Genomic DNA, 12236 nt, shown 5'->3' on the forward strand with positions numbered 1-12236 from the left:
CCCGGAGCCCGCCCATGCGCTCGCCACGCCTCCCCCGTCCGGCCGTCTCGCGACTCGGCGTCAAGCTGTTCGCGATCATCCTGGTGGTCAACGTGGCCATCTCCGGACTGGTGTTCCTGGCAGTCTCGCGCAGCCTCGACCAGGGCTTCATCGAGTACCTGGACCAGACCCAGACCCGCCGCGCCGAGACCCTGGCCGAGGGGCTCGCCGAGGAGTGGGCAGGCCGCGGCGACTGGCAGTGGCTGCGCCAGTCGCCCGGCGCCTGGCACCGCCTGGTGCGCCGCCAGCTGTGGCCCGGCGACACCCCGCCGCCGGAGGGCATCGAGCGGCGCCTGGGGGATCCCAAGGACTTCGTGCTCCACGACGCGGCCGGGCTGCCGGTGATCGGCCTGCCCCCGGACAGCGACCAGGAGGCGGCGGAGCTGCGCTGGCTGCCCATCGAGAGCAGCGGCGAGCGGGTCGGCATGCTCGGCTACCGCCCGCCCCAGCAGCTGATGGCGCGCATGGACCGCATCTTCCTCTCTCGCCAGCAGCGCAACCTGGGCATCATCGTCGCCTCCCTGGGCCTGGCCTCGCTGCTGCTGGCCGGCGGCCTCTCCTGGTGGCTGGGGCGGCGCACCCGCGGCATGGCCCGGGCCACGCGGCGCCTCACCGAGGGTGACTACAGCACCCGGCTGGCGGAGCGCGGCCGCGACGAGCTGTCGAGCCTCGCCCACGACTTCAACGTGCTCGCCGCCACCCTGGAGGCCAGTCGCGAGGCGCGCAATCGCTGGGTCTCCGATATCGCCCACGAGCTGCGCACGCCGCTGGCCGTGCTGCGTGGCGAGATCGAGGCCATGCAGGACGGCATCCGCTCCCTGGACCAGGACAACCTGCACTCGCTGGCCCAGGAGGTCGGCCAGCTGGAGCGGCTGGTGGCCGACCTGCGCCTGCTCTCCCAGAGCGATGCCGGCGCCCTGGAGGTCCAGCTGGCGCCCCTGGACCTGGCGGAGAGCCTGGCCTCGCGCCTCGACGAGGCCGGCGGCTGGCTGGGCGACAGCGGCATCCAGCTGGAGCACGAGATCGAGGGGCCGGGGTGGATCCGCGGCGACACCCAGCGGCTGCGCCAGCTGTGGAACAACCTGATCGACAACACCTGCGCCTATACCACGGCCCCGGGGCGGCTGCGCGTGCGCCTCTCTGCCCACCAGGGGCAGGTGCGGGTAACCTGGGAGGACAGCGCCCCCGGCGTGCCAGAGGCCGAACTGCCGCGGCTCACCGAGCGGCTCTACCGGGTCGAGGGGTCGCGCAGCCGCGCCAGTGGCGGCAGCGGCCTGGGGCTGTCGATCGCCACCGCCCTGGCCCGCGCCCACGGCGCGCGCATGGAGGCCTCCCCCTCGTCGCTCGGCGGGTTATGCTGGACCCTGACCTTTCCCGCCATCGAGGACCACCAGCTCAGGGAGGACGCCGCATGAGCACCCCGGACACCGAACAGGACCTGGTCCTGATCGTCGAGGACGAACCGAAGATCGCCCGCCTGGTCGCCGACTACCTGCAGGGCAGCGGCTTCACCAGCCACCACCTGGCCCACGGCGATGCCGTGCTGCCCTGGCTGGAGGCCCGCAGCACGCGCCCCGAGCTGGTGCTGCTCGACCTGATGCTGCCCGGCACCGACGGCCTGACCCTGTGCCGGGAGATCCGCCAGCGCTGGCCCGCGGTGGCGATCATCATGCTCACCGCCCGGGTCGAGGAGGTCGACCGCCTGCTGGGCCTGGAACTGGGCGCCGACGACTACATCTGCAAGCCCTTCAGCCCCCGCGAGGTGGTGGCCCGGGCCAGGGCCGTGCTGCGCCGCAGCCGGGCCGCCACCTCGCCGGCCCCCGGGGGCAGCGACCTGGTCCTCGACGAGGAGGGCTGGCGGGCCCTGGCCGACGGCCACGATCTGGGCCTCACCGCGGTGGAGTTCCAGCTGCTCAAGGTGATGATGCACTCGCCCGGGCGCATCTTTACCCGTGAGCAGCTGATGGACCACATGTACCGCGACCACCGCATCGTCTCCGAGCGCACCGTCGACAGCCATATCAAGAAGCTGCGCCGCAAGATCGCCGAGACCTGGCCCGAGCGCGAGGTGATCCGCTCGGTCTACGGCGTCGGCTACAAGTATCAGCCGGAGGAGTGAGTCCCCGGCAGATGCACGACCTTTGCACCCTCGCTGCATGCCGCTTGCATCCCCGGCGACGAGACTGGCAGCGTCAACCCGAGGCCCGTGAGGCCGACAAGGAGAACCGCCATGACACGCTCACTCACCCGCACCCTGCTGGCTCCCGCCCTGCTCGCCGTCGCCATCGCCCCCCTGGCGCTCTCCGCCAGCGCCGCCCCCGGAGGCGAGGGCAGGCAGCAGGGCTGGAGCGAGGAACATCGCCAGCAGCACGAGCAACGCCGCCAGGCCCTCTTCGAGCGGGCCGGCATCGACGAGGAGACTCGCCAGGCCCTGGAGGAGGCCCGCCGCGAGCACCGCGAGGCGGTTCGCGAACTGCGCGAGGAACACCGCCAGCGCATGGACGAGATCCTCGGCGAGGAGCAGCGCGAGGCGCTGGAGGCCGCCCGTCAGGAAATGCGCGAGGAACAGCGCGCCGAGCGCCGCGAGGCCATGCAGCAGCGCCTGACCGAGTTGGTCGACAGCTGGGAGCTCTCCGACGAGGAGCGCGAGGCGTTGCGCGAGGCCCGCGAGGCGATCTACGCCGACATGCAGGCGCTGCGCGAGGGCGACTTCGACTCCCGCCAGGAGCGTCGCGAGGCCATGCGTGAGCTGCGCGAGGAGCACCAGGCGACGCTCGCCGAGATCCTCAGCGACGAGCAGATCGAGGAGATGCGTGCGGTGCTCTCCCGCCATGGCCGCCAGGACAAGGGCGGTGATGGTCGCCAGGAGAAGGGCGACGGCGCTGCCGACTGACGCCTGCTCCTCCTATACCCCCGCTTCCCCCGTTTCGCCCGGCCTCGTGCCGGGCGTTTTCGTTCGAGCTTCGACGTTCATGCCTTGAAGTTCCCTGGTGGGGGCTGTATTTTATTTGAACGTTCATTCAATAAAAGAATCCCCCGACAGAGGAGCCCCGCATGTCGCATGCCCCCTCCCTCCCCGACCGGCGAGACCGGCTGAATCGCGTCGTCTTCCACGGCAGCGTGGCCGGCATCCTGATCTTCCTGGTGCTGACCATGCTGTTCACGGAGCGGGCCGGCGCCTTCTTCGATGCCGGCCTGGCCTGGGTCAACGAGACCTTCGGCTGGTACTACATGCTCGCCGCGGTGGTCTACCTGGTCTTCGTCGTCGTCATCGGCGCCTCCCGGGCGGGCAACATCCGCCTGGGCCCCGACCATGCCAGGCCCGAGTTCTCGCTGGTTTCCTGGGCCTCGATGCTGTTCGCGGCCGGCATCGGCATCGACCTGCTGTTCTTCTGCGTGGCCGAGCCCCTCGCCCACTACCTGGCGCCGCCGGATCTCGACCCCGAGAGCGCCGCGGCGATGCGTGCCGCCGTGCCCCAGACCTTCCTGCACTGGGGACTGACCGGCTGGGGCATGTACGTGCTGATGGGCATGGCCCTGGCCTACTTCAGCTACCGCCACCGCCTGCCGCTGGCGATCCGCAGCGCCCTCTACCCGCTGCTCGGCCAGCGCATCCACGGCCCCATCGGCCACGCCGTGGACATCACCGCGGTCATCTCCACGGTGTTCGGCATCGCCACCAGCCTGGGCATCGGGGTGATGCAGCTCAACTACGGGCTGACCTACATGTTCGACGTCCCGGAGAGCCTCTCCGTGCAGGTGGTGCTGATCGCCCTGGTGGTGGTGCTGGCGACCATCTCGGTGGTCAGCGGCGTGGAGAAGGGCATCCGCCGCCTCTCCGAGTTCAACATGCTGCTGGCCGCCGCCCTGCTGCTGTTCGTGCTCTTTCAGGGCGACACCCTGCGCCTGCTCGATGCCCTGGTCCTCAATGCCGGGGACTACCTGGGCGGCTTCATCGGCGCGAGCTTCGACACCTATGCCTTCGCCGGCGAGGAAGCCCAGCAGTGGAAGGGCTGGTGGACCATCTTCTTCTGGGGCTGGTGGATCGCCTGGACGCCCTTCGTCGGCCTCTTCCTGGCCCGCATCTCCCGCGGGCGCACCATCCGCGAGTTCGTCACCGGGGCGCTGCTGATCCCGCTGGGCTTCATGATGGCCTGGATGTCGATCTTCGGTAACAGCGGCATCGACCTGGTGGCCAACCAGGGGCTGGTCGAGCTCGGCGAGCAGGCGCTGAACACCCCCCAGACCACGATCTACACCCTGCTCGAACAGTACCCCTACATCGGTCTCACCGCCTCGGTGGTGACCGTGCTTGGTATCGTCTTCTTCATCACCTCGGCGGACTCCGGCGCCCTGGTGCTGGCCAACTTCACCTCGATCCTGTCCGACGTGAACCACGATGCCCCGATCCGCCTGCGCATCTTCTGGTCGGTGGTCATCGGCCTGATCACCATCGCCCTGCTGATGGCCGGCGGGCTCAATGCCCTGCAGAGCGCCGTGGTGATCACCGCCCTGCCCTTCTCACTGGTGATCTTCGCCATCATGGCCGGCATGTCCCAGGCCCTGAAGCTCGAGAGCAGCAAGGCCGACGCCCGCCGCCAGGTCAGCGGCACCGCGCCGGGGGGCGACTGGCGGGAGCGCCTCGACCGCGCCCTGGACACCTCGAACCGGGCCGGGGCGGCCGCGACCGTCGAGCACGCCATCCGCCCGGCCCTGGCCCAGTTCGCCAGCGAGCTGGAGAGCCGGGGGCAACGGGCCTCGGTGAGCGAGGAGCACCTCGAGGACGAGCCCCTGCCGCGCCTGACCCTGCAGGTGGACTTCGACCAGGCCCAGAGCTTCGTCTACCAGGTGTGCGCCAACCGCCTGCGCACGCCGAGCTTCCTGCCGGTGGACGACGACTACTATGTGCGTCTCGACGTCCACCTGGCCGAGGGCGGCACCGGACAGGACCTCAACGGCTATACCCGCGGCCAGGTGATCGGCGACGTGCTCTCCGAGTACGAGCGCCACCTGCATTTCCTGGCGCTGTCGGATGCCGCCGGCAGCGGCGTGCAGGCCATGCCCGGCGCCACGGGCGAACCGCCCGCCAGCGCCTCGCCGGCCTGACGACGACCGCCAGCAACCGACAACGGCGACGCCAGTGGCGTCGCCGTTGTCGTTTCCGTCCGACGAAAAGGCCCGCGGCCATCTCACGACCGCCTGCTTTCGCCCCTTCCCCCCTACGCCCCAGCCATACGCCACCCCTACACGCTCCGAGGATGAGGTCGCCCCGGCTCGAATTGACGAGGCTAGGCGTTATCGCTCCCCGCCGCTCGTCCGGGGCGGGGGCGACCCGAGACGTCACAACAATACGAGGTCGCGACCCATGACACGACGCCACGCCTTCCTCACCCCGCTGCTGGCCGCCACCCTGAGCGCCGGGGCCGCCTTGCCGGCCATGGCCTTCGAGGACGACACCCTGACCATCTGGATCGGCGACAACAAGGGGCCCCAGGGCATCCGCGAGGTGGCCGAGCGGTTCACGGCCGACACCGGCATCGCCATCGACATCGTCCACCCCGACGACATGACCAACCGCTTTCAACAGGCCGCCGGCAGCGGCCAGGGGCCGGACATCGTGATCTTCGCCCACGATCGCATGGGGGAATGGGCCCAGAGCGGGCTGCTCAAGTCCATTGCACCCTCCGATGCGTACCGCGCGCGCTACTTCGACTTCACCTGGGACGCCGTCGAGTGGAACGGCGCGACCTACGGCTATCCCATCTCGGTGGAGTCGCTGGGCCTGATCTACAACAAGGCCCTGATGGAAACACCCCCCGAAAGCTTCACCGAGCTCGCCAGGCTCGATGCCGAGCTGACCAAGGAAGGCAAGAAGGCGATCCTCTTCAACTACGGTGAGCCCTACTTCAGCTGGCCCCTGCTGGCCGCCAATGGCGGCTATGCGTTCCAGCATACCGAAAGCGGCTACGACACCAGCGACATCGGCGTCAACAATGCCGGCGCGGTGGCGGGAGCCGAGCGTCTGCGTGAACTGATCGACAGTGGCGTGCTGCCCGAGGGCACCGACTACAGCGTGACGGATACCCGCTTCAACCAGGGCGAGGTGGGGACCATGATCAGCGGCCCCTGGGCCTGGAGCAACCTCGAGAAGAGCGGCATCGACTTCGGCGTGGCCCTCTTGCCCAAGGTCGGCGACGAGCGGGCCAAGCCGATGTTCGGGGTGATGGCGGCGATGATCAACTCGGCCTCGCCCAACGACTTCCTGGCCACCGAGTTCCTCGAGAGCTACCTGCTCGAGGAGGAGGGCCTGCGCACCTTCAACAGCGACGGTTCTCTGGGCGCCGTGGCCCACAAGGTCTATCAGCAGGACCTGGAGAGCGATCCGCGGATCGCCGCCACCCTGGCGAACGCCGAGCTCGGCTCGCCGATGCCCAATATTCCCGAGATGGGTGCCTTCTGGTCGGCCATGGAACCGGCGCTGCAGAACATCGGCAGCGGCCGCCAGTCGCCGCAGGCGGCCCTCGACGCTGCCGCCGAGCGCATCCGCACCGCCATCGAGTAACCGTGTTCCTTCCAGTGTCCATGACCCCGGCCGGCCGTGAACCACGCCCAGGCCGGGGCAGACCGCAGGTGACCCCATGTTCGTGACCAACGCCTCGCGCGGCTTGCCGCGCCATCGATCCCGCTACCCCGCCGAACGCTACACCCGTTGGGCGCTGCGCACCCTGACGGCACTGCTGGTGATCGCCACCCTGTGGCTGGTGGTGGCCTTCCACCTGCGCGGCCAGTGGATGTTCTCGCTGCTGTTCCTGGTGCTGGGCGCCTCCCTGGCGATCGTCTTCGGCAAGCGCCAGCTGATGAGCCACCGCTACATCTTCCCGGCGTTGGCCGGGATGGGCGTGTTCGTGATCTTCCCGCTGGTCTATACCATCGGCATCAGCTTCAGCAACTACAGTTCGAGCAACCTGCTCAGCGAAGAGCGGGTGCGTGCCCAGTTTCTCGACCAGACCTATCAGGCCGAGGGCCAGGCCTTCGATTTCCAGCTGGTCCGTGACGGTAACCGGACGCGCCTGTACCTGGACGCCAAGGGGGCCGGCGACCTGGAGGGTGTGAGGCAACTGGTGTCTAAGCCGCTGGCCCACGCCGTGGAAGGGCAACCCCTGGCGGTCGAGCCGACCCAGGCGGCCCCCGCCGGCGAGGCGCTGGGCATCCGCGAGGTCATCGCCCTGCGTGATCGCCTGCAGCGCCTGACCCTGGTGACGCCAGAGGGTACCGAGCTCGAGATGGCAGGCCTGCGCCGCTTCGCGCCGATGCTGCCGCGTTTCGAAGCGAACCCCGACGGCAGCCTGACCGACCTGCGCGACGGCACCACCCTGACGCCCAACCAGGAGACCGGCTTCTTCGTCACCGAGGACGGTGAACGCCTCACCCCCGGCTGGCCGGTTGCGGTGGGGCTGGACAACTACACCAAGATCTTCACCGATCCGGACATCCGCGGGCCCTTCCTGCAGATCTTTGTCTGGACCTTCGTCTTCGCCGGCCTGACGGTGGCCTTCACCCTGGCGGTGGGCTTCGTGCTGGCCACGCTGCTGCAGTGGGACCAGCTCAAGGGCAAGGCCATCTATCGCACCCTGCTGATCCTGCCCTATGCGGTGCCGGCCTTCATCTCGATCCTGATCTTCAAGGGCATGTTCAACCAGAACCACGGCGAGATAAACCTGATCCTCGAGAACCTCTTCGGCATCAGCCCCGACTGGTTCACCGACCCGGCGCTGGCGCGCACCATGCTGCTGATCGTCAACACCTGGCTCGGCTATCCCTACATGCTGCTGCTGTGCATGGGCCTGATCCAGTCAATTCCCCGCGATCTCTACGAGGCCTCGGCGGTGGATGGTGGCGGGCCGCTGACCAACATGATGCGCATCACCCTGCCACTGATCCTGAAGCCGCTGACGCCGCTGCTGATCGCCGCCTTCGCCTTCAACTTCAACAACTTCGTGCTGATCGCCCTGCTCACCGGCGGCAAGCCGGACATCCTCGGCGCCAGCACCCCGGCGGGTACTACCGACCTGCTGGTCAGCTACACCTACCGCATCGCCTTCCAGGATGCCGGCCAGCAATTCGGTCTGGCGGCCGCCATCGCCACGCTGATCTTCCTGCTGGTGGTCGGGCTGTCGTGGCTCAATCTGCGCCTGTCCAAGGTCAAGGTCTAAGGAGGAGTCGTCTCATGGCCATGGTTCAACCCCGTTCGATCCGTACCCGCAAGCTGGGCGCCCATCTCGCCCTGCTGGGCTTCGTCAGCCTGGTGGTGTTCCCGCTGCTGCTGGTGATCTCGATCTCCTTCCGCGAAGGCAACTTCTCCACCGGCAGCCTGATCCCCGAGCGCTTCTCGCTGGAGCACTGGGCGCTGGCCTTCGGCATCCCCTGGGAGCGCCCCGACGGCACCGTCGTCCAGCCGCCGTTCCCGGTGATGCTGTGGCTGTGGAATTCGATCAAGGTGGCGGTAGCGTCGTCGCTGATGATCCTCGCGCTCTCCACCACCAGCGCCTATGCCTTCGCGCGCATGCGCTTCAAGGGTAAGGCACCGATCCTCAAGGGCATGCTGATCTTCCAGATGTTCCCGGCGGTGCTCTCGCTGGTGGCGCTCTACGCGCTGTTCGATCGCCTCGGCCAGCTGGTGCCCTGGCTGGGCCTCAACACCCACGGCGCGCTGATCCTGGCGTCGCTGGGCGCGGTGGCGCTGCATATCTGGACCATCAAGGGCTACTTCGAGTCCATCGACGGCTCCCTGGAGGAGGCAGCGATGGTCGACGGCGCCAGCACCTGGCAGGCCTTCCGGCACATCCTGCTGCCACTCTCGGTGCCGATCCTGATGGTGGTGTTCATCCTCGCCTTCATCATGTCGATCATGGAGTACCCCATGGCCTCGGTGCTGCTGCTCGACGAGGACAAGCTGACCCTGGCCGTGGGCGCCCAGCAGTACCTGGCCGAGCACAACCAGCGCTGGGGCGACTTCGCCGCCGCGGCGGTGCTCTCCGGGCTGCCCATTACCCTGGCCTTCCTGCTGTGCCAGCGCTGGATCGCCGGCGGCCTCACCGCCGGCGGAGTAAAAGGCTGAGCCCCCCCTCCCCCACCCGCGTTTCCTCGTCCTGCCAGGACGCTTGCTTCCCCGGCCATTCGGCCGGGGTTTTTTTGCTTGGGGAGGCTTATTGCGAAAAGCCCCGGGCGCAAGGCGCACCGGGGCGGGGTCAGTAAGAGCCGTTCGGGTCAGTGGGCGATGCCGGGGATCTCCACCTGGCGCGGGCAGGCCTGGCCGTCGGGGCCGAACAGGTGGCAGTGGTCGCCGGCCAGGCCCAGGGCGACGACCTGGTGCTCCTCGAGGTGGGCCAGGCCGTCGAGGCGCTGCGTCACGGTGCCCTCGGAGCCTTCGACCTGCAGGTGAGCCAGCGTCTCGTAGCCAAGCTGCTCGGCCACCATCAGCTTGGCCTGGAGGGTCGCCTCGCCCTGCTCGGGGGCGACGAAGTCCTCGGCGCGAATCCCCAAGGTGGCGGTGTCGCCCGCCTTGAGGCCACGCCCGTCTACCGCCACGGCCAGCGTCTCGCCGGAGGGCAGGCGCACGCCGGTGAGCCGCGGGCCTGGGTCGACCACCGTCACCGGCAGGGTGTTGATGCGCGGCGAGCCGATGAACTCGGCCACTTCTAGGGAGTTAGGGAAGTGATAGAGCGACAGCGGCGCGCCGACCTGGGCGATGCTGCCGCTCGACAGCAGCACGATGCGGTCGGCGAGTGTCATCGCCTCGACCTGGTCGTGGGTGACGTAGATCATGGTGGCGCCCAGGCGCTTGTGCAGCTCGGCGATTTGCACCCGCATCTCGACCCGCAGCGAGGCATCGAGGTTGGACAGCGGCTCGTCGAACAGGAATACCGCCGGCTCCTTGACCAGGGTACGGCCGATTGCCACCCGCTGGCGCTGGCCGCCGGAGAGGTCCTTGGGCTTGCGCTCGAGCAGTTGGGTGAGCTGCAGGATGTCGGCGGCGTGGTCTACGCGGCGGCGGATCTCGGCCTTGTCGGTACGCGCCAGCTTGAGGCCGAAGGCCATGTTCTCGGCCACCGTCATATGCGGGTACAGCGCGTAGGACTGGAAGACCATGCCGATGTCGCGCTCTTGGGGCGGGATCTCGTTGATCCGCTCGCCGTCCAGGCACATCTCGCCGCGGGTGATGTCCTCGAGCCCGGCGACCATGCGCATCAGGGTCGACTTGCCGCAGCCCGAGGGCCCGACGAACACCACGAACTCGCCGTCGTTGATGGTCAGGTCGATATCCCGAGAGATCTCGACGCCGTCATAGTCCTTGCCAATGCTATCAAGTGTCAGGCGTCCCATTGCGCATCCTCCTGATCGGATTGCGGACAGCGGGCGATGGCAATGCCATACGCCGGCAGGGTGAGAGTGCCGTTAAGCCATTGGCCGTTGACCATCGCCGGGGCGTCATCGAGGGCGCGCGCGGCGTGCGGGGCCGCCAGCTCGCGAGGTTCACCGGAAAAGTTCAGCGCCACCAGCAGGCGCTCGCCGGGGGCGCTCGCCGGATGGCTTCGCTCGAGGCACAGCACCTCGTCGCGCACCGGATGGTAGACGATGTCGCCCTTGACCAGCGCCGGCTGGGTACGGCGGAAGGCCAGGAAGGCGCGATAGGCGTTGAGCAGCGAGTCCGGCTCCCGCTCCTGCTGGTCCACGGCCAGCCCCAGGTGCTCATTGGGCACCGGCAGCCAGGGCGCGGCCCCGGAGAAGCCACCGTGGGGGGCGTCGGCCTGCCACGGCATGGGGGTGCGGCAACCGTCGCGGCCCTTGTAGGCCGGCCAGAAGGTGATGCCGGCGGGATCGACCAACTGCTCGAAGGTCAGTTCGGCCTCGCTCAGGCCCAGCTCCTCGCCCTGGTAGAGGCAGATGCTGCCGCGCTGGGTGAGCAGGAAGGCCAGGTAGAGGCGCAGCTTGGCGGCAGCATCTTCAGCGTTCCAGCGGGTGGCCAGACGGGTGACGTCGTGGTTGCCCAGCGCCCAGCAGGGCCAGCCATCCTCGATGCGCGCTTCCATCTCGGTGAGGATGCCGCGCAGGTACTCGGGGTCATGGCGTTCGCCGAGCAGATCGAAGGAGTAGGCCATGTGCAGGCGCTTGCCGCCCCTGGAATACTCGGCCATCACGCCCAGCGAATCGTCGTCACCGACCTCGCCGACACTGGTGGTACCCGGGTACTCGTCGAGCAGCGCCCTCAGCCGCTCGAGGAAGGCCAGGTTCTCCGGCTGGGTCTTGTCGTAGATATGTTGCTGGTAGCCGTAGGGGTTATCGGGGCGTACGCCGATAAACCCCTCCTGGATATCTTCTCTCGGCGGGTTGTCCCTGAGCTCGCCGTGAGTGCAGAAGTTCACCGCATCCAGGCGGAAGCCGTCGACGCCGCGCTCCAGCCAGAAACGCACCTCACCGAGGATGGCCTCGACCACCTCTGGATTGCGGAAGTTGAGGTCTGGCTGCTCGACCAGGAAGTTGTGCAGGTAGTACTGGCAGCGGCGGGTGTCCCACTGCCAGGCCGAGCCGCCGAAGATTGCCTGCCAGTTGGTGGGCGGGGCGCCGTCGGGCCGGGGATCGGCCCACACGTACCAGTCGGCCTTGGGATTGTCGCGACTTTCACGGCCCTCCTGGAACCAGGCATGCGCATCGGAGGTGTGGGAGAGCACCTGGTCGATGGTGACCTTGAGCCCCCGGGCATGAGCGGCCTCCACCAGGCGGTCGAAGTCCGCCAGGGTGCCGAACATGGGGTCGACGTCACGGTAGTCGCTGACGTCATAGCCGAAATCGAGCATCGGCGAGGTGAAGAACGGCGACAGCCAGATGGCGTCGACATTCAGCGAGGCGATGTAGTCGAGGCGGTCGATTACCCCCTGCAGGTCGCCGATGCCGTCGCCGCCCGCATCCATGAAGCTGCGCGGGTAGATCTGGTAGATCACCGCGCCGCGCCACCAGTCGGCGCCCTGTCGGCCGAGGTACTGGGAAGTGTCTGTGGTCATGTGCCGAGTCCTTGTCGTGAATCGCGGGTATCGGCGGGCCGACACCGCGGGAAAACGTCACACTCATGGTGGCGGCAGGACCGGCGGGAGAAATCCTCCCGCGGGATGGGCGACAGGCGTAGGCGGGGGGAGGAGGAG

At 68.4% G+C, this 12236-nt stretch carries 9 protein-coding genes; 7 read left to right on the top strand and 2 right to left on the bottom strand.

Features of this window, described 5'->3' with window-relative positions:
- Positions 1 to 14: 14 nt before the first annotated feature.
- From DFP85_RS12115 to malG, 7 genes are all read left to right on the top strand, one after another.
- Positions 15 to 1454: an ATP-binding protein gene (locus DFP85_RS12115; RefSeq protein ID WP_133636521.1), complete on the top strand. Its 1440-nt coding sequence runs from the start codon at positions 15 to 17 to the stop codon at positions 1452 to 1454.
- Entirely contained in the window at positions 1451 to 2158 is a 708-nt protein-coding gene (locus tag DFP85_RS12120) for a response regulator (RefSeq protein WP_133636522.1), read from the top strand. The genes DFP85_RS12115 and DFP85_RS12120 overlap by 4 nt, the downstream gene beginning before the upstream one ends.
- Before the next feature lie 111 nt (positions 2159 to 2269).
- Positions 2270 to 2932 (top strand): type 2 periplasmic-binding domain-containing protein, encoded by a 663-nt coding sequence (locus tag DFP85_RS18975; protein WP_208108503.1) that lies wholly within the window; start codon positions 2270 to 2272, stop codon positions 2930 to 2932.
- A gap of 161 nt (positions 2933 to 3093) precedes the next feature.
- The gene (betT, locus tag DFP85_RS12130) at positions 3094 to 5145 is read left to right on the top strand and encodes a choline BCCT transporter BetT (RefSeq protein ID WP_133636523.1); all 2052 of its coding nucleotides are present in this window, start codon (positions 3094 to 3096) and stop codon (positions 5143 to 5145) included.
- A 259-nt stretch (positions 5146 to 5404) separates the two neighbouring features.
- Entirely contained in the window at positions 5405 to 6601 is a 1197-nt protein-coding gene (gene malE / locus DFP85_RS12135; RefSeq protein ID WP_133636524.1) for a maltose/maltodextrin ABC transporter substrate-binding protein MalE, read from the top strand.
- A 76-nt stretch (positions 6602 to 6677) separates the two neighbouring features.
- The gene (gene malF, locus DFP85_RS12140) at positions 6678 to 8252 is read left to right on the top strand and encodes a maltose ABC transporter permease MalF (RefSeq protein WP_133636525.1); all 1575 of its coding nucleotides are present in this window, start codon (positions 6678 to 6680) and stop codon (positions 8250 to 8252) included.
- 14 nt (positions 8253 to 8266) lie between these two features.
- Positions 8267 to 9157, top strand: a complete 891-nt coding sequence (gene malG / locus DFP85_RS12145; RefSeq protein ID WP_133636526.1) for a maltose ABC transporter permease MalG — start codon at positions 8267 to 8269, stop codon at positions 9155 to 9157.
- Positions 9158 to 9306: 149 nt separating this feature from the next.
- Here malG and ugpC read toward each other — a convergent pair whose 3' ends face one another.
- Together ugpC and DFP85_RS12155 are read right to left on the bottom strand one after the other, a co-directional pair.
- A complete protein-coding gene (gene ugpC / locus DFP85_RS12150; RefSeq protein WP_133636527.1) occupies positions 9307 to 10422 on the bottom strand; it encodes a sn-glycerol-3-phosphate ABC transporter ATP-binding protein UgpC in 1116 nt (371 codons plus the stop codon).
- On the bottom strand, positions 10410 to 12098 hold the full coding sequence (locus tag DFP85_RS12155) for an alpha-amylase family glycosyl hydrolase (protein ID WP_133636528.1): 1689 nt from the start codon (positions 12096 to 12098) through the stop codon (positions 10410 to 10412). Before DFP85_RS12155 ends, ugpC begins: the two co-directional genes overlap by 13 nt.
- Positions 12099 to 12236: the final 138 nt, after the last annotated feature.

The sequence above is a fragment of the Halomonas ventosae genome (assembly GCF_004363555.1).
In the GTDB taxonomy this organism is placed as follows: Bacteria; Pseudomonadota; Gammaproteobacteria; order Pseudomonadales; family Halomonadaceae; genus Halomonas; species Halomonas ventosae.

Excerpts from the sequence above, each read along its gene's own strand:
- DFP85_RS12115 (WP_133636521.1), top strand. The coding sequence starts at position 15 with ATGCGCTCGCCACGCCTCCCCCGTCCGGCCGTCTCGCGACTCGGCGTC.
- DFP85_RS12120 (WP_133636522.1), top strand. The coding sequence starts at position 1,451 with ATGAGCACCCCGGACACCGAACAGGACCTGGTCCTGATCGTCGAGGAC.
- DFP85_RS18975 (WP_208108503.1), top strand. The coding sequence starts at position 2,270 with ATGACACGCTCACTCACCCGCACCCTGCTGGCTCCCGCCCTGCTCGCC.
- betT (WP_133636523.1), top strand. The coding sequence starts at position 3,094 with ATGTCGCATGCCCCCTCCCTCCCCGACCGGCGAGACCGGCTGAATCGC.
- malE (WP_133636524.1), top strand. The coding sequence starts at position 5,405 with ATGACACGACGCCACGCCTTCCTCACCCCGCTGCTGGCCGCCACCCTG.
- malF (WP_133636525.1), top strand. The coding sequence starts at position 6,678 with ATGTTCGTGACCAACGCCTCGCGCGGCTTGCCGCGCCATCGATCCCGC.
- malG (WP_133636526.1), top strand. The coding sequence starts at position 8,267 with ATGGCCATGGTTCAACCCCGTTCGATCCGTACCCGCAAGCTGGGCGCC.
- ugpC (WP_133636527.1), bottom strand. The coding sequence starts at position 10,422 with ATGGGACGCCTGACACTTGATAGCATTGGCAAGGACTATGACGGCGTC.
- DFP85_RS12155 (WP_133636528.1), bottom strand. The coding sequence starts at position 12,098 with ATGACCACAGACACTTCCCAGTACCTCGGCCGACAGGGCGCCGACTGG.